At 40.2% G+C, this 21790-nt stretch carries 21 protein-coding genes; 12 read left to right on the top strand and 9 right to left on the bottom strand.

Annotated elements, in window-relative coordinates:
* Window positions 1–194: 194 nt before the first annotated feature.
* The 6 genes from B5F77_RS11320 to B5F77_RS11295 all read left to right on the top strand — a co-directional run bounded on the left by B5F77_RS11320 (window position 195) and on the right by B5F77_RS11295 (window position 7236).
* The gene (locus B5F77_RS11320) at window positions 195–1217 is read left to right on the top strand and encodes a metallophosphoesterase (protein ID WP_087330819.1); all 1023 of its coding nucleotides are present in this window, start codon (window positions 195–197) and stop codon (window positions 1215–1217) included.
* A gap of 204 nt (window positions 1218–1421) precedes the next feature.
* Window positions 1422–2543: a DUF362 domain-containing protein gene (locus B5F77_RS11315; RefSeq protein WP_087330817.1), complete on the top strand. Its 1122-nt coding sequence runs from the start codon at window positions 1422–1424 to the stop codon at window positions 2541–2543.
* Window positions 2544–3926 carry a tRNA uridine-5-carboxymethylaminomethyl(34) synthesis GTPase MnmE gene (gene mnmE / locus B5F77_RS11310; protein ID WP_087330815.1) on the top strand — a complete coding sequence of 461 codons (1383 nt, stop codon included), beginning with the start codon at window positions 2544–2546 and terminating at the stop codon, window positions 3924–3926.
* A 250-nt stretch (window positions 3927–4176) separates the two neighbouring features.
* Window positions 4177–5073, top strand: a complete 897-nt coding sequence (locus tag B5F77_RS11305; protein WP_087330834.1) for a helix-turn-helix domain-containing protein — start codon at window positions 4177–4179, stop codon at window positions 5071–5073.
* A gap of 92 nt (window positions 5074–5165) precedes the next feature.
* Window positions 5166–6272: a site-specific integrase gene (locus tag B5F77_RS11300; RefSeq protein WP_087330813.1), complete on the top strand. Its 1107-nt coding sequence runs from the start codon at window positions 5166–5168 to the stop codon at window positions 6270–6272.
* Between the two features lie 196 nt (window positions 6273–6468).
* On the top strand, window positions 6469–7236 hold the full coding sequence (locus B5F77_RS11295; RefSeq protein WP_087330811.1) for a mobilization protein: 768 nt from the start codon (window positions 6469–6471) through the stop codon (window positions 7234–7236).
* A gap of 6 nt (window positions 7237–7242) precedes the next feature.
* Here the strand turns inward: B5F77_RS11295 and B5F77_RS11290 are convergent, their stop codons facing one another.
* Window positions 7243–8178, bottom strand: a complete 936-nt coding sequence (locus tag B5F77_RS11290) for a restriction endonuclease (protein WP_087330809.1) — start codon at window positions 8176–8178, stop codon at window positions 7243–7245.
* A 240-nt stretch (window positions 8179–8418) separates the two neighbouring features.
* Here B5F77_RS11290 and B5F77_RS11285 point away from each other — a divergent pair, with 240 nt between their 5' ends.
* From B5F77_RS11285 to B5F77_RS11260, 6 genes are all read left to right on the top strand, one after another.
* Complete coding sequence (locus B5F77_RS11285; RefSeq protein ID WP_087330807.1) at window positions 8419–8787, top strand: helix-turn-helix domain-containing protein; 369 nt, start codon at window positions 8419–8421, stop codon at window positions 8785–8787.
* An 11-nt stretch (window positions 8788–8798) separates the two neighbouring features.
* Window positions 8799–10166, top strand: coding sequence for a DUF3987 domain-containing protein (locus B5F77_RS11280; RefSeq protein ID WP_087330832.1), 1368 nt, complete (start codon window positions 8799–8801; stop codon window positions 10164–10166).
* Window positions 10167–10249: 83 nt separating this feature from the next.
* A complete protein-coding gene (locus tag B5F77_RS11275; protein WP_087330830.1) occupies window positions 10250–11293 on the top strand; it encodes a DUF6371 domain-containing protein in 1044 nt (347 codons plus the stop codon).
* 168 nt (window positions 11294–11461) lie between these two features.
* Complete coding sequence (locus B5F77_RS11270) at window positions 11462–11770, top strand: MobC family plasmid mobilization relaxosome protein (RefSeq protein WP_005646264.1); 309 nt, start codon at window positions 11462–11464, stop codon at window positions 11768–11770.
* Window positions 11760–12698, top strand: coding sequence for a relaxase/mobilization nuclease domain-containing protein (locus B5F77_RS11265; RefSeq protein ID WP_087330805.1), 939 nt, complete (start codon window positions 11760–11762; stop codon window positions 12696–12698). Before B5F77_RS11270 ends, B5F77_RS11265 begins: the two co-directional genes overlap by 11 nt.
* A gap of 35 nt (window positions 12699–12733) precedes the next feature.
* A complete protein-coding gene (locus tag B5F77_RS11260) occupies window positions 12734–13138 on the top strand; it encodes a hypothetical protein (protein ID WP_087330803.1) in 405 nt (134 codons plus the stop codon).
* 148 nt (window positions 13139–13286) lie between these two features.
* On the opposite strand, the gene B5F77_RS11255 is transcribed toward B5F77_RS11260, so the two are convergent.
* Genes B5F77_RS11255 through B5F77_RS11220 form a run of 8 tightly spaced genes read right to left on the bottom strand, consistent with a single transcriptional unit; the run spans window position 13287 to window position 21789 of the window.
* Entirely contained in the window at window positions 13287–14219 is a 933-nt protein-coding gene (locus B5F77_RS11255) for an O-methyltransferase (protein ID WP_087330801.1), read from the bottom strand.
* Window position 14220: 1 nt separating this feature from the next.
* Complete coding sequence (locus B5F77_RS11250) at window positions 14221–15582, bottom strand: ATP-binding protein (RefSeq protein ID WP_087330799.1); 1362 nt, start codon at window positions 15580–15582, stop codon at window positions 14221–14223.
* Window positions 15583–15596: 14 nt separating this feature from the next.
* Window positions 15597–16388: a restriction endonuclease gene (locus B5F77_RS11245; RefSeq protein ID WP_015532022.1), complete on the bottom strand. Its 792-nt coding sequence runs from the start codon at window positions 16386–16388 to the stop codon at window positions 15597–15599.
* The gene (locus B5F77_RS11240) at window positions 16385–16816 is read right to left on the bottom strand and encodes a hypothetical protein (RefSeq protein ID WP_015532021.1); all 432 of its coding nucleotides are present in this window, start codon (window positions 16814–16816) and stop codon (window positions 16385–16387) included. Before B5F77_RS11240 ends, B5F77_RS11245 begins: the two co-directional genes overlap by 4 nt.
* Before the next feature lie 6 nt (window positions 16817–16822).
* Window positions 16823–18976, bottom strand: a complete 2154-nt coding sequence (locus tag B5F77_RS11235; RefSeq protein WP_087330797.1) for a DNA sulfur modification protein DndD — start codon at window positions 18974–18976, stop codon at window positions 16823–16825.
* An 11-nt stretch (window positions 18977–18987) separates the two neighbouring features.
* Complete coding sequence (locus B5F77_RS11230; RefSeq protein WP_087251531.1) at window positions 18988–19191, bottom strand: hypothetical protein; 204 nt, start codon at window positions 19189–19191, stop codon at window positions 18988–18990.
* A 7-nt stretch (window positions 19192–19198) separates the two neighbouring features.
* Window positions 19199–21397, bottom strand: a complete 2199-nt coding sequence (locus B5F77_RS11225; protein ID WP_087251530.1) for a DEAD/DEAH box helicase family protein — start codon at window positions 21395–21397, stop codon at window positions 19199–19201.
* On the bottom strand, window positions 21391–21789 hold the full coding sequence (locus B5F77_RS11220; protein ID WP_087251529.1) for a DndE family protein: 399 nt from the start codon (window positions 21787–21789) through the stop codon (window positions 21391–21393). Before B5F77_RS11220 ends, B5F77_RS11225 begins: the two co-directional genes overlap by 7 nt.
* Window position 21790: the final 1 nt, after the last annotated feature.

Raw genomic sequence — 21790 nt, 5'->3', positions numbered from 1 at the left:
CAAAGAAATCCAGGTTCTTTGAACACTGCATTTCCAGGGAACAAAGAATTAAAAAATCTTTGAATATTGGATTTCCAGAGAGCAAAGAATTAAAAAATCTTTGAACACTGCACTTCCAGATAACAAAGAAAAAGATATTTCTTGATCGCAACACGAAAAGCAAACAATAACATTTAAATTTTTTTCAATCCCATATGAACAGACGAAAGTATTTACAAGCATTAGGCGCACTTTTCGCTACCGGCGCATTGGGAGGCACCACCGCCGTGGCCGCCAACAGCCGTTCGGAGAAAGCAGCCGACCGCGCCGACCGTGCCGCTACCTTATATAACGAAGCCCCCACGGGCATCGCCCTTCCCGACATTCCGGAAGACAACCTCAATTTCTTCCTCGCGAACGACTTGGGGCGCAATGGATATTACGAACAAAAAACCATCGCCGAACTGATGGGAAAGATAGCTGAACAGGTAGACATCGAGTTTGTGGTAGCACCAGGAGACATCCACCATTTTAACGGCGTGGCCAGCACGGACGACCCGCTCTGGATGACCAACTTCGAATTGATATACAGCCACCCCGACCTGATGATTAATTGGTTCACCCTCTGTGGCAACCATGAATACCGGGGCAACACGCAAGCCGTCTTGGACTACGGCCGCGTCAGCCGCCGCTGGATGATAAACGGACGCTATTACAGCAAACTGTTTGAACTGGACAAAGAGATGGCCGAGATATTCTTCATCGATACGACGCCGCTCATCGAACGTTACCGCACAAACGAAGACAAATATCCCGACGCCGGATTGCAAAATATCGACGAACAGATGCGCTGGCTGGAAAGCGCCTTGGCCGGCTCGAAAGCCAAATGGAAAATCGTCACCGGGCACCATCCGCTCTATGCACAAACGGAAAAGTCGAAAAGCGAATGCGAAGATATGCGCCGCCATGTCGAACCGTTGCTCAATAAATATAAGGTAGACATGTACCTCTGTGGCCATATTCACAACTTCCAGCATATCCAGCCGGCCGGTAGCCAAGTGGATTACATCGTCAACTCGGCCGGTTCGCTGGCACGGAAAGTACAGCCCATCGAAGGGACGAAGTTCTGCAACGACAACGCCGGGTTCACCCTCTTTTCGATGAACGACCAAGCCATCACATTCTACATGATAAACGGCCAAGGGAAAATCCTTTACGAATATACTCGTTCTAAATAAATCTCTTGTCAGACATAGAGATGCTACTTTCCGAGAGGTTGTACCCAGCGCGGTGCAGCCTCTTTCTGCTTCTGTTTATAATGATAAATGCGTCCATCCACCTCGATAAAAGCGAACCGTTATCGTACTAAATTCAAGGCAAAATGCCTATCTTTGCAGCGCTATAAGCGATATAACCAATAATTCATAAAAGACAAACGAAGTATGGAATCATCTAAAGTTTACTTTACCAATTTGCGTACGAATTCAAAAACCAACCTGTTGGATAAGTTGGAACGATTGGTGCGACGCGCAGGAATCGCCAACATCGACTTCAACAAGCAATTTGTGGCCATTAAAATACATTTCGGCGAACCGGGCAATCTGGCCTATATCCGTCCGAACTACGCCGCACGGATGGCCGACATTATCCGGAGCCTGGGCGGAAAGCCTTTCTTGACAGACAGCAATACCTTATATTCGGGCGGACGCTCGAATGCGGTGGACCATTTGCATAGCGCGATGGAAAACGGCTTCAACCCTATCTCGGCACGATGCGAAGTCATCATCGCCGACGGACTGAAGGGTACCGAATGCCGCGAAATTGAAATAGATGGAGAATATTGCAAAGCCCCGAAGATTGGTTCGGCCGTAGCGGATGCCGACATCATCATCTCGATGACACACTTCAAAGGACATGAGCAAACCGGTTTCGGAGGCGTGTTGAAGAACCTCGGCATGGGAGCAGCCAGCGTAGCCGGGAAATTGGAATTGCATAGCGACGCGCAACCCACCGTCAACTTGGATAATTGCAAAGGATGCAACATTTGTGTGAAACATTGCCGCCACGATGCCATCCATCTCAATGCCAATCATAAGGCAGAAATAGACTACACGAAGTGCGTAGGATGCGGACAATGTGTCGCCCTGTGCCAATATGAAGGCGCCGTATTGGCTTCATGGACTACGTCGGAACGCTTGAACTACAAGATTGCCGAATATACGGAAGCCGTATTAAAAGGGAAACCCCATTTCCATGTAAGTTTCATCATGAACGTATCGCCCGAGTGCGATTGCTGGAACCACAATGATGCCGCCATCATTCCGGATTTAGGTATCCTCGCTTCTTTCGACCCCGTCGCGCTCGACCAAGCTTGTGCCGACATGGTCAACGAAGCCGCTATCCTCGAGACGAACAACCGCCTCGCCGAAAAACCGCATGAAGGGCATTTGGAACATACAGACAAGTTCCACCTCATGCATCCGGATACGAAATGGGAAGCAGCCCTCGACCACGCAGAGAAAAGAGGCATCGGAACCCGTCAATATGAATTAATAACCGTTTAAATGAGTACAATCTGTGCGATATCCACCGCTCCGGGCGTGGGCGGTATTGCAGTCATCCGTGTGTCGGGCACGGATGCCTTTGCTTTATGTGACAAGATATTCCATGCGCATCGGGAAGGCCATACCATCCAATCGCAGAAAGCCTACACTTTACAATATGGAACCATTGAAAACGAACGAGGAGAGACCGTCGATAATGTGGTAATCGCCGTATTCCGCGCGCCCCACTCATTTACCGGAGAAGATACCGTCGAGATATCTTGCCATGGTTCCATCTACATACAACAACAAATACTACAACTTTTGATTCAAAATGGATGCGAGTTAGCCAAGCCCGGAGAGTTTACCCAACGTGCTTTCCTGAATGGAAAAATGGATTTAAGCCAAGCAGAAGCTGTAGCTGATTTGATAGCCTCTACCTCGGCCGGACAACATCGACTAGCGATGAGCCAAATGCGCGGAGGATTTAGCCGGGAACTAAAAATCTTGCGTGAGAAGCTACTGCATATCACCTCCCTGATGGAATTGGAATTGGATTTTGCAGACCATGAAGAGTTGGAATTTGCAGACCGGCATGAACTAAAAGAAATAGCAGCTCAAATAGAGCAAACCATGTCTAAATTGATTCACTCCTTTAAAGCCGGTAATGCCATAAAAAACGGTATACCCGTAGCGATTGTAGGAGAAACCAATGCAGGTAAATCGACGTTGCTGAATGCTCTACTCAACGAAGAAAAAGCAATTGTCAGCGACATACACGGGACTACCCGGGATATAATTGAAGATACCGTAAGCATTCAAGGGCAAATATTCCGTTTTATCGACACGGCAGGCATACGCGATACACATGATACTATCGAAGTCATGGGTATCGAACGGAGTTTCCATGCCCTTGACCAAGCTCAGATTATTTTATGGGTCATTGATAGTACTAATGCCCTTGAACAAATAACAAATCTCTCTCCCCGCATTCTCCCTCGTTGCCAAGAAAAAGAACTTATCGTCGTATTCAACAAATCAGACTTGCCCTCTGTTGTGCATTCCGACATTGCAGGTCTCCCTGAAAATACACATACAATTTCCATCTCAGCTAAACAACATGAAGGATTGAACCAACTCCAAACGATGTTGATAGAAGCTACCCATCTACCCCAAATAAGCCAAGCAGACATCATCATCACCAACGCTCGACATTACGAAGCTCTAACTTCAGCACTTCATGCTATTCAACGCGTCGAGGAAGGGTTATCATCAGGACTTTCAGGAGATTTCATTTCTCAAGATTTGCGTGAATGTATCTATCACCTCTCAGATATAATGGGCGAAGTGACCACGGACGAAGTACTGGGAAATATATTTAGGAATTTTTGCATCGGCAAGTAAATACTTGATTATCAAATAGTTAAATTGATTATAATCGATTAATATGGCGCTCTTTACGGGCGCCTTTTTTGTTGCACAAGTATCGTTGATAATCGTTGCTAAGCCTTTTTACGCCATTTTTTGTACCTCCTGTGTACCTCACAAGCCAAAAGCCGGGTTTACTGTCTGCCAGATGGTGGACAACCTGGAACGCCTTGGAACGCTGTGGTACGCAATGAAACAGATTTGGCGAACTAAAAAGATAATTAAAATGGCTAGTAACATTGAAATTCAAAAGAAATGCGAGTGGTGTGGCACTATTTTTACCGCCCACAAGATCACTACCGCATACTGTTCACACAGGTGCGCAAACCTCGCATACAAAGATCGAGTTAGAAAAAAACGAATTCAAGAATTCCACTTGAAACATGATACAGAATTAAAACCTAATTCTGAAAAAGAGTTCTTAACCCCTACTGAAGTTGCCGCATTTTTAGGTGTAGGCCGTACCTCAATTTATCGGTATATCAAAAACGCGAAAATCAAAGCAGTCAGATTTGATGGGAAAACTCTTGTACGGCGTTCGGATATTGATAAAATGTTCGACTACATTATTGCTTCCAATAATGAGAATAAGCCCAAAGAGAAAACTCCAATATCAGATTTCTACACCACAGCTGAAGTTAAGGAAAAGTATGGCATAAAGGATTCCTGGATATTTCATATCGCTAAGGAACATAATATTCCACGAACCTTTCATCGTGGAAAAACCTATTGGAGCAAAAAGCATATTGATGACTACTTCGCAAAAAAAGCTCCAGACCCTGAGATCAAGGAATGGTACAGCACGCAAGACATGCAGGAGAAGTTCGGCATGACACTAACGGCCATTTATTCTTTTGTATCAAAGAATGCCATTCCCAAAAAGAAAGTCGGCATCATGGTGTATTATTCCAAAAAGCATGTGGACATTGTCAAAGGTCTCATAGCTCCAGAAGAGCCCAAATACTACACCATTGCCGAAGCGATGGAGCGATTCAATTTGACGCGGGATCAACTCTACCATTATGTAAAATACCATAATATTCCCCGTATCAAGGTCGGTAAATATACCAAGATCCTGCGGGCAGAGCTGGACAAGTTCTTTGAGCCTCCAAAGATAGAATGAGGCAAAAGTTATTTTCTGGTGATAAATACCACCATTAGAACACCTATTTTATTTGCAACAAAAACAAGTATTAATCAAAAAACAATATAGCTATGACACTTACATGCACCAACGTAACACTGAGACAAAAGCCATTGCGTAACGACCGCATATCTCTTTATCTGGATTATTATCCGGCCATCCGCAATCCTTATACGATGAAGATGAGTCGCCGGGAATTCCTTGGCATCTACATCTATGCCAAGCCAAAGAACGAGCAGCAAAGAATGTTCAATCAGGATATGCTGAACAAGGCAGAGGCAATCCGCTGTATCCGTGTCCAGTCGCTTATCAATGAAGAATTCGGGTTCCTGGACAAGAACAAGCAAAAAGTCGATTTCCTTGCCTACTTCCGGACTAAGGCACGGGAAAAGTATGAGAAATGGGATTGTGTTTACAACCACTTCGAGAAATTTGTCGGCGGCAAATGCACCTTTGGCGATGTCACCGTGGGACTGTGCGAGAAGTTCAGGGATTACCTGCTCAAATGCAAACAAATCAATCATCCCAATGCTTACATCTCACGCAATTCGGCCGCTGGCTATTATTCTACCTTCCGTGCCCTGTTGAAAATAGCCTATAAAGAAAAGATGTTGCGCGAGAACTTGAACGACTTTTTGGAAAAGATAGAATGGAAAGAGGTCAAGAAAGAGTATCTGACACTTGATGAAGTCAAGAAATTGGCAGCTACGCCATGCAAGATTCCAGTCTTGAAACAGGCCTCCCTGTTTGCCTGCATGACAGGCCTCCGTATCAGTGATATTCTGAAACTGGACTGGCGTGATTTTGAGGTTGGCCCGGACCAAGGCTACTACATCCGTATTTGCACCGAAAAGACAGAAACCGAGGCCACCCTTCCCATCAGTCAGGAAGCACTGGAGTTGTGTGGCGAATGGGGTACCGGAAAAGTCTTCAAAGGCTTAACCCGCTCCATGACCCATCATCCCTTGAAACAGTGGATTGCCGAAGCCGGAATCAGAAAGCACATAACCTTCCACTGCTTTCGTCATTCATACGCCGTCATCCAAATTTCTTTAGGTACAGACATTTACACAGTGTCGAAGATGCTAACGCATAAGAATGTCACCACGACACAAATCTATGCAGATTTGGTCAATTCCAAGAAGAGAGAGACGGCGAATAAAATTTCGCTAAAATAGCATTGGTTCTGTAACATGAGAAGAGTCCGACTAGGTTTTAACCCCATGTCGGACTCTTCTTTTTTATTCTATTGTGGCATAGATGGCATAGAAATAAGTACCATATCGAGGACAAATGCTGCCACTTTCTTGGATTTATAACATGGTATCTATGAAATGACATATATTTGCGCACAAACAATTAGCAAATATCACTATGAATCAGAAAAGTATAGAACATATAGCACTCTATTCCCTTGTATTGGTAGGTACTCTTGTTGTTGGCGTTTTAGTTCGTCAGTTTGTTTTATCCAAAGGTGTTGACGATTTCAGTAGTAGTGTTGCATTTTTTGCGACAGTAATTGTCTTAATGGCGATCTATGCCAGCTTACAGACAACTTTCAATCAGTTTCTGCTGCCACGCATAGAAGCTTTTTTATTGCGTTTCTCTGCTTTTCGAACGATGAAAAATCACAATGATACCGTTTCTGAGCCGGAAGCCACTACAATCAAAGAATCAAACCAGGCTACGCCTGATGTCATTGAGCCTGCTCCTACCACTGAAGAAGCAATCTCTGGACCTTCAGAATATGAAGTTATGCGAACCAATTCTATCGCAAAAAAGAATCGTGCTATTCAAACCAAATTGGAAAAGGTCATTAGCTATACGAAGCAAACAATGGTTGCCTATATGAGTGAAGAGGATCTCAACCGTCTATGTACATACGTTGCTGAATATAGTTCAGGCGATACCTTGCAAAAGATAACGCCCGTAAAGGTGGATTCACAACTTAAAAGCATTGATATTATGCATTTTGGTTGGAACATTGGCAAGGCTTTTGGTATAAAGCGCATTCACACAGCCACATTCATCAAGAATGTTTTTGCCCATACCCTCCGTGACTTGGAGATCTCAACGATTGAACGTAAAATGTCACATACGGAATCTGAATGTTACATTAAACTACAACAATTAAAAGAGTAATATATGTCATTTATCATCTTCCATTGAGTCCCAATAATCACTATCCATTTTCATCACCTTAAAAGTCATTTCTGTCTGAAGCCCCAATCCAAAATCATATATATATTCTGTTAATTGATGGCCATTAATCAAAATAACAGTAGGCGAACCATTTAAGCTATCTACATAATCCATAGCTCCTTTTGTAAAATCTGAAGTAGTGATAAAAACCCCCTTTTTAGATGGAGTTCCTGCTACAGCTCCCACAAAACTCTGAACTTCATTACGTCCAACATTATTACCTAATGCATATCGTTTAGCTTGAATAGAAATATGATTAAAGCCAAGAATATCTTCTTTTATAATGCCATCAATACCTCCATCATTTGAAAATTTTGTAATAAATCCTGAGTTCTTTACTTCACCTCCATATCCCATTGCTTGAAGTAATCTCACAACTAATCGTTCGAATTCTTGGGGCTTTTTACTAAGTATTGTCGTGAGAATTTCTGATTGAATGGATTGTTTTATATTATCATACGAATTATATAAACTTTCTTGAGGAGTCGGTTCATTCTCTCCGGTTGTTTCTGATGCTTCTTCTAATGTGTCTTTAATTTTAGATTCTTTCTTCGGAGTTCGTGCGTTGACAGTTGTCTTAATATACTCACTTATCTGTTCATCAGAACATGATTCAAGCATAGACAATCCTTTATCACTAATTTTATAGTCTCCTCTTTTAGGCTTTTCAACTAAGCCAGCAATGAATAGATAAGACAAAGCCCAGGAAATACGATCTAAAAATATTTCTCCATTACCTGATGGATACCATGCATTCATCTCTTCATCTGTCAAATGAAAATGTTCTGCTAAAGGAACTCTAAAATCTTTGGCTCTCATAACGGCCCCCGACTTTAGTGTTTTCAACGCTTGTATCCTAATTTGATCAAATTGCGGTATCATTTTGGTATTCACTAAATTAAATTGATAACAAACAAAGTTACTGCTTTTTCCTCATATATTCTAATAATATATTTCTTTTATACACGAACTCTGTGTATCCAATCGCTTTCTATATTGATATTTAATTATTTACCGTCAACAATCATCATCAAAAGTTATCTCACAGTTATATTCCGGTGATGTTTTCCACCATCAAAACACCAATTTCCTTTGCCAGCGAACAATTAAAAACGAGTACGTATGGCAAACGAACAAATCACTTTTGATAAGCTACCGCAGGCGGTAGGTTATCTCACAGAACAGATGGAACAAATCCGGCAAATGGTGGCGGCATTGCAACCGCAGGCTTCTTCCGACAAGCATCGTCTTATTGAAATTGAAGAAGCCTGTAAAATCACACGAAAGGCGAAGCCTACCATTTACACGCTTGCGCGTAAAGGACTGATTCCAGCTTATAAAAAAGGTAAGAAACTCTACTTCTATGAAGATGAATTGCTGCAATGGATTGAGTCAGGACGCAAGCAGATGCAGGCCATCTCACTTCAGGAACAGGCTGCGGAGATAGTACATGGAGCGAAACGCAAACCAAAGGGAGGTTATAACTTTTGATCTGCATGGATATGGAAACCTCCAAATTAACAGCAGAAGGTATTATCGGCGAGGCTGTGCGCATCGGAGTCAAGATGTCCGGTGGTGAGTTCCCGATAGAAGTCTTTCCTATCAGGATTCAGCGTATCATCAGCAGTTTGCACGATTGTCAGGGCTATCCCGTGGATTATGTTGCTGCGGCTATCCTTGCAGCCATTGCCGTGGGGATTGGCAACTCCCATCTGGTGCAGGTGAAGCGCAACTGGCTGGAAAGCCCCATCCTGTACATGGCACTGATTGGACGCCCCGGAGCTAATAAGAGTCACCCGCTGAGTTTCGCTTTCCAGCCATTCATTGAATACGACTATTGTCAGAATCAGGAATATCAGAAGCTGTATGCCGAGTATGAACGCACTATGTCCATGAGCAAAAAGGAACGCATGGAAGCTGGTTTGGATGAATTTCCGCAGGCTCCCGTGCGCAGACGCTTTCTTGTTTCGGATATTACTCCCGAAGGATTGAGCCTGATACATGCCCAAAATCCCAGAGGACTCTGCCTTTGGTCGGACGAGCTGTCGGCCTGGTTCAAGAACTTCAACCGTTACAATAACGGTTCGGAAGAACAGTTCTGGCTTTCGGTGTTCAATGCCAAGCCCACGATTTCCGACCGCAAGAGTACGCAAAGTTCCATTTTTATCAGACGTCCCTATATCTCCGTTATCGGTACCATCCAAAAGAAAATTCTGGGCGAACTGGTCAAGGGCGAGCGTTCGAGTAACGGTTTCATAGACCGTATTCTTTTCGTGATGCCTGAATCTGTCTTGAAAAGCAGATGGAACGACCGGGAAACTCCAGAAGAACTGGAAATCCAGTGGCAACAGGTTATCGACAAGCTGATCGCACAGGATTGTCCGCATGACGAGAATAATGAGTTGCAGCCTCAATGCCTGCCATTCGATGAAGATGCCAAGCAACGGCTTTACGGTTGGCAGCATGAAAATGCCCGCCAATGTGATATGGAAACCAATGATACTTTGGTCGGTATTTACTGCAAACTGGAAATCTACATTATCCGGTTTTGTCTGATTATCCAGCTTGCCCGATGGACCTGCGGAGAGTGCGATAAGACTACGATTGACCTTGAAAGCGTGAATCGTGCCATCCTGCTGGCAGAGTATTTTCGGACAACAGCCGTAAAAGTGCAGACTGCCGTCAGTCAGGAACAGTTGAGCGAATTGCACCGCAACATATACCTGAATCTGCCTCACAGATTTACAACGGCAGAAGGTATCAGCATTGCTGAAAGTTACGGGATGAAGGAACATGCTTTCAAGATGTTTCTAAAACGCCACATCGGAACATTATTCAGAAAAGAGAATCATGGAGAATACAGTAAATAAACCTGTTACTATGCACATTTTCGCAACCGAGGGGTTTGTGAAGTTGCGAAAATGTGCAGAGTAACATCCAAACAGAAAGAAAAATGAACTACAGATTTACATTAGAACCATACAAAGGTGTCAGCACCCGGCATACATGCCCGAACTGCCACCGCAAAAGTTGTTTCGCCAAATACATTGATACGGAAAAGCAAATCAGTTTTCCCAATTATGTAGGGCGATGCAACCATGAACAAAAGTGCGGCTATAACTATACGCCCAAAATGTATTTTGACGAGAATCCGATTGCCAAAGAGCGATTGAACGAAGAGTTTGTGCCGATGTCAAAGCCACGCATCAGTCTGCCTCCTGCACCATCCTTCATTGAGCCGGAAATCATGAGGCAGTCCCTGAAGCTATATCACACGAACAAGCTGTTTCAGTTCCTGAGCTTTCATTTCGGACAGGAGGCTACCGAAGAGCTGATGTTGCGCTACCATGTGGGAACCTCGAAACATTGGCCGGGAGCAACAGTCTTCTGGCAGGTAGATATTTCCGGACGGGTACGAACCGGAAAAGTGATGCTCTACAATCCCGAAAACGGGAGACGGATTAAAGAGCCGCACAACTACATCACATGGGTACATTCCCTTCTGAAGAAAGAGAATTTTCACCTTCGGCAATGTTTGTTTGGTGAACATCTTTTGGCCTCCGACCAGCAGCGTCCGGTTGCCCTTGTGGAGAGTGAGAAAAGTGCTTTGATATCCAGCTTCTATCTGCCGCAATATCTCTGGATTGCTTCGGGCGGAAAGAACGGAGCGTTCAATCGGGATGCCATGAGCGTATTGAGAAACCGACGTGTTCTGCTCTTCCCCGACCTGGGGGCGACCGACTATTGGAACAGTAAAATGGAGATGATCCGGAGCCTGGGAATAGAGGTTTCTCTTTTCGATTTTATGGAAAGAAACGCAACAAAAGAAGAACGTGATGCAGGTTATGACATTGCCGATTTTCTGCTGAGAGAAGAGACAAAGGACGCAATTTTCAATCGTCTTATCACGTTGAATCCGGCCTTGAAAACGCTGGTCGAAACTTTCGATTTACAGCTTGTCAATGTGGAGAAAGCACCGCTTTCAGCAACGGTTTAACATACTCGGAAAGGACTTTTCAAACGATGATTGTCAGATGTCTGATTCACTCCTTTTCACTGGAGCAAGTTTATGCCGGTGTATTACACTTCCCGGCCACTTGCTCACCTCAAAAGAAGGTGAGACAGCTCCCGATGGTCACAATTATTAATCTCAAAAGCGAATATTATGGACAAGAAAAATACAGTTACAATCCGTCTTACAGACGAACAATTCGGCTGGCTCAGAGCACTCAGCCGACGCAGTAAACGCAGTCAAAGCGAAGTAGTGCGTTCACTCATCGAACACGGTACGGTGCGCGAACGGATTACAAGAGAAAATCTTGACATCATCCGAAAACTGATTGGCGAAAGCACAAATCTGAACCAGCTTGCCAGACGAGCCAATGCTTACGGTTTTTATCGTGTGGCCGATGAGTGCAGTACCGCCGTTCAACAGATTTCACAACTCATAAAACAGCTCAAGGATGATCGGTAAAATTGTCAAGGGTACATCGTTTTCCGGGTGCGTAAACTATGTGCTGAAAGAAGATAAATCGCGCCTGCTGAAAGCGGTTGGTGTCTATGGTTCGCCTGAAGAAATAGCGGAGCAATTCAAGTTGCAGACTTTACTGAATGACAAGGTCAAGAACACTGTCGGCCATATATCATTGAGCTTCTCTGCAGAGGACGGGGACCGCGTCCGTGACGATGATGGGCTGATGTTGAGGATCGCCCACGACTATATGAAGCTGATGGGAATTGCGAACACGCAGTTCATCATCGCCCGGCATACCGACCGTGACCATCCGCATTGTCACATCGTTTACAACCGGGTGGATAATGACGGCCGCACCATCAGCGACAAGAACGACCGTTATCGAAACGAAAAGGTCTGCAAGATGCTGACAGCCCGTTACCGTTTGCATTTTGCCGAAGGAAAAGAGCATGTCAATTTCATGCGGTTACGTCATCATGACAAGGTAAAGTATTTTATCTATCATACCTTAAAACGAGAGGTTCCGAACGCCCGAAGCTGGAGTGAGCTGAGACTGGCCTTGCGGAGATATGGAATTGATACGCAATGGAAGCAAAGTCGCACGACCGGAGAGATGCAAGGTGTCAAGTTCACATGTGACCAACTGACCTTTAGCGGTTCCAAGATTGACCGCCAGTTCAGTTTCCTGAACATCGACCAGGAATTGAGATATAACGCTCTTTCTGCTACCGTGAGCCAGCGTCAGACACAGGCAGAAACCATACGCGAGGAACCTCGTCATGAATACCAGCAGGAGAATCATTCTAGCATCAGTGTGGGATTGTTCACGCCCTCTCCTACGGATTATGATACGGAGGAAGCGATACAGGTCAACCGGCTTAAAAAGAAGAAAAAGAAACCGAAACGTAAGCGAGGTTTCAGTCTATAATCATTTTTTTATTAACCATCAAAATTCAAATTATTATGAACTATTCCGATTTTATTTACGATTTCAATCTCTATTTGTGTGAGAGATTCGGTTACAGAAACTGCTGTTCCGTTATGCACAACGCCAACGGCATTTGTGTTTCTGTCCATGTAAGCGAAATGGATTTATATATCCGTTTCTGGGAATACAGTTGCGGCGTTGGCAGTATCCCCGACTGGAGCATCATCATTGTACGCAGCAACTTCAAACGAAACCAGCAGGAAAACCTGAAGGACCTTGCCCGATTCTTCAAGGAGTACGCCCCACGTTACGGTTACAAATACCTCTGTACCGAGGATGATGACTACAAGTATTATCAGACTCTTGGTCTGAAACTTATCCACAGAGGATTTTTCAGACAATATAATTATGGATTGCCGTTGAAGGAGCTGGAGGTGTAATGTAGACTTCTTAATAAAGAGGCTGTTTCAAATAGGACCTTGAAACAGTCTCTCTATTTTTTATTGTTTTCAGAATGTTCTTACTTCTATATGCCCTGAAACTACTATTTATTTCCCATGCCATATTTTCCATATTCATAGCCTTTTACTAAATTCTAACATCATAGAAATTAGGTAGGTACTTATAGCATTTCTTATATTTTCTAATGTCTTCTTCTTTGAGTATCTTCTTTGAGATTAAAAGTGTTTCTTCATCTTCAATATTTAATGCTTGATTTAAAGCCATTGCTTCTCTGTAAGTGAGATTAGGAATCTCTATTTTATAAGGATCTGGTGTCCCTACAAAATCAAATTCTTCGAAATGCAATAACTTTTCATTGAAACTTTCATTCAAAACAACACCTCCGTATGTAAACATTCTGGCTCCTCTATATTCCTCATATGTAATATTAAAGATAGGCTCAAATTTCAACCTATGTTCCAACATCCTATTCCTATCCTTAATAGTATTTATGCAATCGAGTTCTAGCATTCTTCGAATTGTATACGGAGCTTTAGAATCTACGCAGCATTTATCTTCTATATCCCATGGAACAAGCGGCCCAAATACCTCTTTAAGTTCGCTTTTGGTATATTCTTGATTGTCTCCATTCCTCATTTGACGATTGCAAGACATTAAATATATGCTGCCATGTGGAATTCGATTGAAAATAATTTCCAAATCTTCAAATATGTCGCTATTTAAGCATCCATCATAATCAAGCCATATAATACTTGGCTTCGTTAGATCTATTTTACTCAATTCATCAATACTTCTACCAGGGTGGATCTGTATACAAGAATACGGTTTATTGAATTCTAATTTTTCCTTGGGATATCCGTATTCTATACTGAACATTTGGTTGATATGGAGTTCTCGATGAAACATCTTAAAATCTGTAAAAGACAATCCTCCAAAACCAATATATTGATACTCCTGTTGAAATAATGGTATAATGCGAGAGAGCACAGATAGTAACATCCGTCTCTCGACAAATTTGCAGGGTCTTACTTCATAATTTAAAACTGTTGGACTTTTCATACTAGATGTCCTCCATTCGTAAATAATAATCAAATGTTATACTCCCAAGCTCTTTATAACTACTTGCTTCAGCATGATGTTTTGCGTCATTTGCCTTAGACTTATTAACATCATATGCTATTCTTACTGTATTCTTTTTTTGTGCAATAACATCTTCATCAAGCGGAGGAGATATGAAGTTTTTATGCACTAAAGGCTCTCCATTAACAGCGAAAGATAGAGACTTCAACTCAACGGCTGAGGCTCTCTCCGTCGTATCGCATAACATACGACGATAGCTGTTAGCTTGATCTCCCATTAATGATATCTTTTTCAGATAATCCAATATATTAATCATGGCATCTTTCATCCTCGGCAATATGGCCTTATATATCTCTGAAGTTGTATCAATGCCTTTTTTTGTTGTTGTCAATGGGAGATTCATGGTCTCTTGGGAATCCAAATATAGGATACCTCTAAACATCACATGATTTACGTGCCATTTAGGAATCGAAGAAAGTCCCCAGCCCGTCATTGTTGTTTCATCTGCCTCTACAACAAGCCGATCATTGCAGTATATATACCATCCAGATTTTTTAGGCTCGCCTATTTCTCCCAAACCTGCAACGATTTTATATTTAACATCTCTTACTTCGCCTTCATCGTAATAAGGCATACATTCATCAGATATTAATAACTCAACCTTTTTACCTTCTAAAGCTGTGCCATTTAAATATATTTGGAGTCCACGCAAAAGGCTGAAATTTAATAAACGCTGAATATCCTCCGCTAACTCACTAATAAAGCGAGTGTCAGAGAAAAGGTCTTGAACTTCGGGGTTCAGGCTTGTCACCTTGATCAAGGTTCCATCGTTCTGTAAAGCGCCGCCCCTATCAAGCTCGTGATAATTGAAACTCCAATCATCGATCATGGTTGGAGTATCTTCACCTGGCAATGTCACAGTCTTTGTTTTCTTTTCCCATTCTTCAACATTTACATCTACTAAAAAATGATCAGAACCACATAACGACTCAACAGAGAAGTGCTTACCTATTTTAAATAGAGAACGTTTCATGCCGATTCCAAATCGGCCTACTGTATTATTTCGCATTTTGGGGGCATCCTCTGGCCGACCAAATCTAAAAGCATACTTTTTAGCTGTCTCCAGAGAAAAACCTCCACAGTTATCCTCTATGGAAAACTCCTTATCATTTATTGTTAACTTAATCCACAATCCATCGTATATCGCGGAATTAATCCGATTTGCACCATCAATCGAATTATCCAATAAATCAACAATGGCATCTTCGATGGATATATCCCGAGTTATCATCTCAATAAAGAATTTTTTCGTTGGATTTCCTTCTATTACATTGGTATTCATAATATTATTATTTTTTATGATAATACTTGATCTAGTGCATTTATGTAGATAGGCATATTTTCATGTTCGATTCCAAATTGTTTCTCAATCATAAACTTTACAATCATTTCGCCATCAATCAGAATTATAGGTACTGCCCCATGTTTAATAGAGCAGCCCATAGCATCTTTGGTAAACGACGATGTAGTGAAGAATATTCCTTGTTCATACTCCCCTTGAATGGCGCCTCTAAACGCATCTATTTCTTTTCTCCCAACAGAGCCAACATTCCATCTTTTACATTGGAACGCTACACTCATATGCGCCAACCCTATTTTTAATTTGCCAAATCCATCAATACCTCCATCCTTACTCTTTTGAGTAACTGATAAATCAGAGAAACCATAGACGTCCAAAAGATTCATGCAGAACTTCTCAAATTCGTATGGATTGAGACTCTTCAATTGACGAAGGATCTTTTGCTGGAATGCTTCTACATACTCATGATATAACTCTCGAACAGTCCGTAGAGAAGCCATCTCCTTTGCAGTATTCTTTACTCGCTCTTTATTTTCCTCATTGACACGGAATTTTCTGCTAGATTCATCATATATGAAATACTTCTTCGATGATGCAGTTGGAAAATCTATACCTAATGAATGACTTCTAAGTTCACTTCTTAATACAGATACAGGGGCTTGGGCTCGAAATGTATATAAAGATCGTTCAAGAATCTTTGCATAAATTTCTGCTACAGACATAGGTTGGTTGTCAAAAGATAACAACACCTCCTTTGCAGCCTCTAATATGGTATACTTCTTGCTCATAATGATCTTCCAAATATTTCTTGCTTAACCCATTCCAAATCATTAGTAATTGGCTGATCTTGCATCATTTTCATTATATAATAAAACCCACCATTAGCATATTCATTTATTAAATCAATAGCTTTTGTTGGCTCTTTCATAATGTCAAGTGAACCAGCTTTGGCTATACACATACACAATAATGCCTCCGCATCTTTTTCACCACCACCATTACACATTGTATTCAAACTAAAAGGGCGATCAGCAATAGGAGACTGAAGAGGTCTACGTTCATTGTGTATAAAACCAACAACCGCAGCCCAAACAAAACATTGCCAATGATAAGAAAATACATTATAGGCACCACCTTGCTTATTTGAGAATTTAAGGATTACATTATCCTTAACATATTGTTCAAATGAAAATCTAATTTCAAATATATTTTCCATGTTGCCTTATTTTAAGATTGTTATTTGCGTAGAAACTTCGTGTTGTCCACGATTAGAATCTCCACTATATATCTTGCTCTCTAAATTGTAAATTCTCGACACATTACTTTGATTCTGCAAATCAATATATTTATCACTTTCCAAATCCACATCTTTAGTTAGCACAATGGATTGACCAAATATATCTTTAATACCAAGCAGATATTTATGAGTCGTTTCCAAATCGAAACTAGATGTTGGAGCATCACTTATAAATGGATAATAAATGCCCATAGCCTCTTGATTCAACGATAGTAAAGCATTTATAATACTCATCTTCTTTCTATCCTCATGGCTAGTATTAAGACCCGCATCAAATTCTATAGAGTAGTCTTCACCTATTTTTACATTACCTTTGTATCCGTTATCATGCTCTGTAAACTTCGCATAAAAGAGATTTGCTCTTTCTTCAATTTTATGAAGCAAATCTTTTCTTGCACTTTCCTGGACTCTTTTGCAGATATCTTCTAGGAATGTTGAAATGTGTTTCCATTCTGTCTCTGGAACTTTTGCAACAGTAGTATCTTTTGCTCCTAATTTTTCCAATTCTCGTTCAGCAATACGTAATTCACTCCTGTAATTACTAAGTGTCTGCTTGGAAACATCCAACTTTCGTTGTAGAGTTTCCAAATTACTTCTGCTTGCTCGAATTGAAGAATTGATAATACCGGCTGTCTCTGCTTGGGTTACAGGATCTACGCCATGCTTTTTCTTTATATCTTCTATTTGCTCATCCAATTTACGTTTTTCATCTTGCTTTCTTCTTCGCTGAGCCATATATCTTTCCAATTCATCTTCACTATCTTTCCATTGTTTGTCAATTTTTGACAAAGAAATCAGTAATGAATCTGGATAATCTTGAATCTTACCAACAAACATGTTAAACTGTTTAGAAAGCTGCATATTGCTGGTATACTCTTCCATTTCTTTTAAGTACTCTTCCTGTAATCTTAATCGTTCGGTGATGTAGTGGTATGGGGCATCATCTTCAGAGAATTCAGTGCCACATACAAAGCATTTCTTATCTTTAAGTATCTCTTCTAACTTTGAGCGACTAGGATTATCTAGATATTTCTTTTCTGGAACAGTATACTCTTCCTCCTTGTGCTTTTCAATAATTTCTTTACATTGTTGAATCATTGGTTCAATCCCACGAAGGACCCACAAAGAAGGAAGTTTCTCTCTTTGAAACTCATCTATACGAGTCGTTTCTGACAATAATTTATTTATCTCGTTTTCACAATCCTTGTATTTCTTTACTAACATTGAATAGCTCGCTAATCCAGAAATCTTTGTTTCTCCATCTGCTAAAGCTATCTTAATAGTCTCAATGTGAGTCTCAAGTTGCTTTTTGTTCTCTTCTTCTCTGGAAATCTTATAGTTTAAGTTGTCAATGGTTGATAATAACCCCTTAACGCTTGAATTATGTTTATTAACCTCTTTTAATTTACGACTTTCAATTCCTGTAATCTTCAATTTAGACTTGCTGATTATTTCAGAAAGTTTTTCGTAATAAGGAAAATATGAAATATGCTTAACAGCAGCTTTTAATGTTTCTTTATTTCTGAAGTTTATAAGACTTTCGAGTGACTCTCCTTGAAACCATATATAGTTTCTAATACCATCTGGGAATAACTCATTAATTTTATCTTCAGCTAATAAATCATTAAGCACTTTTGTTCCTGTGGTGGAATCAAAAGAAACCTTCAGCATATTACCTCCTACTTGCCAAGCATCATTAGAGTCCCATTCTTCTCCTTCAAGTCTTAATGCACTGACAGAGCGCTCTATTATATAATCATTATCCTTATCGTCCTCAATTTCAATTTGTACTGAGGCTCTAATTTTATCGTTAATTTGTGCTTTGAATAGAGCTCTTTTATTAATGAACTCATAACGTTGCATTGCAAATTTGGCAGACTGAGGCAAGTTATCTGTAGTACACCAACCGATACCCGTGATATATATTTTACCGAACAATACCCAGTAAAAGGCATTGAACAGTTTGGACTTACCTTTTCCTCCATTACCTATGATTAGATTCAAGCCTTTAGAAAACTCTATTGTTTGACTCTCATAGTATGATTGAAAATTTTCGATAGTAATATTTCTGATAATCATAACTTTTCGTATTATGAGTTACATATATTCTTAATATTGGCAATATACTGATTTGTTAATGCATCTGCATCTCCAACACTTGTTGATAGTTCTGTCAGCATTTTGGCAACTTCTTTTGCTTTTTCAAAGTTCACAGTAACTTTTTCAGCACCAGATTCAACTGTTTGATTAATTTCTTTCTCTATTGCCTTATACATTTCGTCTTGTATAGCCATAGTATTATTATTTATAGTTATTATTTTCTTCTTCAAGCATCTCAAATAAATCTATTCTCAAAGCCTCACAGTAATTTTTTAAATCTCCATACAAAATATCTATTTGATTGTCAGCGAGGGCAGCAAAGTTTACAATACGTTTAACTTCACTAATGAACATATTGCGTTCTATACCGATAGAATCATTCATCACATTTGGTGGCGTAACAATCAAATCCCATATTTTCGCCTTATCTTTTCCTTTACTTTTTCTTAGTACGCGTCCACGACGTTGAACAAATTGACGAGGATTACCTGTACTTGAACAGAATATCGCATGTTCCGCACGTGGAATATCAACACCTTCATCCAAACACTTCATTGAAAGCAAAATTTGAATATCTCCTTCTGCGAAACTTTTCAATATGCTTGGAGCATCATCAAGTCCACTAATGTATTTATGATAACTGTACCCTTGATCCTTAAACATCTGTGCATACTCGTCTATTATATGAATATCTTCTTGATCAATGTTATACGAATCTCTTTCGGAGTAATCAGGCTCATATCCCTCAGGCACAAAAACAAAAGTATAATCAAGTTTACGCTTTTGTTTTAGGTCTTCTAGTAAATTAGAAATCGCTACTTTCTTATTTCCAGCCTTATGTATAATTCTTTTACGCTTCAGCAATAATTTCTCGGCTTCGGGTCGATATTTTCCTGTATCAGGATCTATAAACTTCCTTAACTGAGTTGAGATATATTCATACTCTTCCATTTCAGAGTCTGTTAACTCAACGAATATGGGGTAATAATCATAATGGCATAATATGTTTTCTTCTATTGCTTGTTTCATTGTATATCTATATGTATACTCTGGTGGTCTAGAATTGAAGAACTCATATAATTTTTCAGAGCCTATATCATCATATATACGTTCAGGTGTTGCGGACAAGCCTATACGCCACTGTATATTATGGGGTAAATGTTTTAATGAACTTGGAGAACCTATATTGTGTGCTTCGTCAGCTACATACATAAAGGTTTCTAGTCCCTTAACCTTATTAATAAACTGTTGTATATCCTTGCGGTTAAATGTCGCATATGTCGTTATGATAATAATACTCTTTGATTGATCTAATAAACTTCTTGTTGTATATCGACTCAAAGTGTTCTTCCAATCTTTATCCGTATGTGTGGATATAATATTTTGGAAGTTAAAAGCTTTTGCCTCTTTTTCCCATTGAACTGCTAATGCTTGAGTGGGTACGACAATTATTGCTTTATAATAACCATTCTCTTTATATTGCTTTCTCAAACAATTGAGAGCTGTAACTGTCTTGCCAGAACCTGTTGCCATAGCAAAAACACCTTTTTTCCCATTGTTAATCCAAGCATTATATGCATTAATTTGGATTGATCTTTCTTCTGGGAATGGGAAACGGGGTTCCTGTTCTTTTAATTCAATCTTATCTAAAAGCCTTTGAGATAGTGGTTTGATATAAGTATTACTATACGAATTATCAGTTCGCAAATTTACGCTATTGTCTAAAAGTTCTTCAATAGCTATTTTGGGGAACTTTTCACAAATTATGGTTTTAACATTGTCAATTGGTATATGGAGCAAATGGGGAGTATCATTTTCCCATGATCTATCAAATAATGTTTGATATTCTGCTATTCTTTTATTGTCATCTGGAGATGTAAATACAGTGATTGTCTCACCATTTAATTCTAATGCTGATTGTGAGAAGTTCGCAGATCCAATAAATGCCACCTTGCAGCCTTTTTCATCTGTAAATACCCCATACTTGTCATGACCTAATCCACCTTTAGTTGAGATAGTCGCGATAAATTCAATTCTGTTAATAGAAATCAAATATGACAAACAGCGAAAGAAATGTTCATCTTCTTTGGAAAGTGTCTTTGTTAACTTATCTATATCAGATAGAACACGGCACTCGAAGTCCTCAATCAAATGTTTTTGTCCATTTTCGATAGCCTGTTTATCTTCCTTGCTTAATATATGGTTTATGATAACACGCATTTTGCCTCCATTCGCTATGAACAGGGCAAAACCATATGCAAGGCTTCTTATTCCACTAGATGAAAAGAATCCCAAGCCTAAATCAAAAGCTGAGCTTTCAATTAGTGCTTCAGTAAAGAATTCTTTTGGCTCATCATATCCAGAAGAATAACTATGTTTAAATTTCACATCTTTCAACATAAGATATCTTCTAATCCATAAGTTATTTTATCAATCAAATAATCATATCCATTCAAGTTTGGATTATCTCTCAACTCCTTATTCATTAGTTGCAATCCATCATCAATATGCAACTTAATATATTTAGGAATATCTTTATCTGTCTTATATAAACCGTACTTTACGCATATAAGGCCTATATAGTAAGGCAAATTGCTTCCAAATAAAACATTCTTACTATACTCCTTACCTTGTGAATCAGCAATGTCTGATAATGATAATTTACGATCTTTTGATAAGGAATAAGTCAAAGCTATACGCGCAATAATATTCTCTGCGCCCAAGTTAAATTTACGACTTAAGTCTGTAACAATATCCTTATTAATCTTTGATGTTTTTATCGATGTAAACATA

The organism is Parabacteroides sp. An277 (assembly GCF_002159645.1).
Taxonomy (GTDB): domain Bacteria; phylum Bacteroidota; class Bacteroidia; order Bacteroidales; family Tannerellaceae; genus Parabacteroides.
This window is presented reverse-complemented; position numbering and strand designations above follow the sequence as displayed.

Excerpts from the sequence above, each read along its gene's own strand:
- B5F77_RS11320 (WP_087330819.1), top strand. The coding sequence starts at position 195 with ATGAACAGACGAAAGTATTTACAAGCATTAGGCGCACTTTTCGCTACC.
- B5F77_RS11315 (WP_087330817.1), top strand. The coding sequence starts at position 1,422 with ATGGAATCATCTAAAGTTTACTTTACCAATTTGCGTACGAATTCAAAA.
- mnmE (WP_087330815.1), top strand. The coding sequence starts at position 2,544 with ATGAGTACAATCTGTGCGATATCCACCGCTCCGGGCGTGGGCGGTATT.
- B5F77_RS11305 (WP_087330834.1), top strand. The coding sequence starts at position 4,177 with ATGGCTAGTAACATTGAAATTCAAAAGAAATGCGAGTGGTGTGGCACT.
- B5F77_RS11300 (WP_087330813.1), top strand. The coding sequence starts at position 5,166 with ATGACACTTACATGCACCAACGTAACACTGAGACAAAAGCCATTGCGT.
- B5F77_RS11295 (WP_087330811.1), top strand. The coding sequence starts at position 6,469 with ATGAATCAGAAAAGTATAGAACATATAGCACTCTATTCCCTTGTATTG.
- B5F77_RS11290 (WP_087330809.1), bottom strand. The coding sequence starts at position 8,178 with ATGATACCGCAATTTGATCAAATTAGGATACAAGCGTTGAAAACACTA.
- B5F77_RS11285 (WP_087330807.1), top strand. The coding sequence starts at position 8,419 with ATGGCAAACGAACAAATCACTTTTGATAAGCTACCGCAGGCGGTAGGT.
- B5F77_RS11280 (WP_087330832.1), top strand. The coding sequence starts at position 8,799 with ATGGAAACCTCCAAATTAACAGCAGAAGGTATTATCGGCGAGGCTGTG.
- B5F77_RS11275 (WP_087330830.1), top strand. The coding sequence starts at position 10,250 with ATGAACTACAGATTTACATTAGAACCATACAAAGGTGTCAGCACCCGG.
- B5F77_RS11270 (WP_005646264.1), top strand. The coding sequence starts at position 11,462 with ATGGACAAGAAAAATACAGTTACAATCCGTCTTACAGACGAACAATTC.
- B5F77_RS11265 (WP_087330805.1), top strand. The coding sequence starts at position 11,760 with ATGATCGGTAAAATTGTCAAGGGTACATCGTTTTCCGGGTGCGTAAAC.
- B5F77_RS11260 (WP_087330803.1), top strand. The coding sequence starts at position 12,734 with ATGAACTATTCCGATTTTATTTACGATTTCAATCTCTATTTGTGTGAG.
- B5F77_RS11255 (WP_087330801.1), bottom strand. The coding sequence starts at position 14,219 with ATGAAAAGTCCAACAGTTTTAAATTATGAAGTAAGACCCTGCAAATTT.
- B5F77_RS11250 (WP_087330799.1), bottom strand. The coding sequence starts at position 15,582 with ATGAATACCAATGTAATAGAAGGAAATCCAACGAAAAAATTCTTTATT.
- B5F77_RS11245 (WP_015532022.1), bottom strand. The coding sequence starts at position 16,388 with ATGAGCAAGAAGTATACCATATTAGAGGCTGCAAAGGAGGTGTTGTTA.
- B5F77_RS11240 (WP_015532021.1), bottom strand. The coding sequence starts at position 16,816 with ATGGAAAATATATTTGAAATTAGATTTTCATTTGAACAATATGTTAAG.
- B5F77_RS11235 (WP_087330797.1), bottom strand. The coding sequence starts at position 18,976 with ATGATTATCAGAAATATTACTATCGAAAATTTTCAATCATACTATGAG.
- B5F77_RS11230 (WP_087251531.1), bottom strand. The coding sequence starts at position 19,191 with ATGGCTATACAAGACGAAATGTATAAGGCAATAGAGAAAGAAATTAAT.
- B5F77_RS11225 (WP_087251530.1), bottom strand. The coding sequence starts at position 21,397 with ATGTTGAAAGATGTGAAATTTAAACATAGTTATTCTTCTGGATATGAT.
- B5F77_RS11220 (WP_087251529.1), bottom strand. The coding sequence starts at position 21,789 with ATGTTTACATCGATAAAAACATCAAAGATTAATAAGGATATTGTTACA.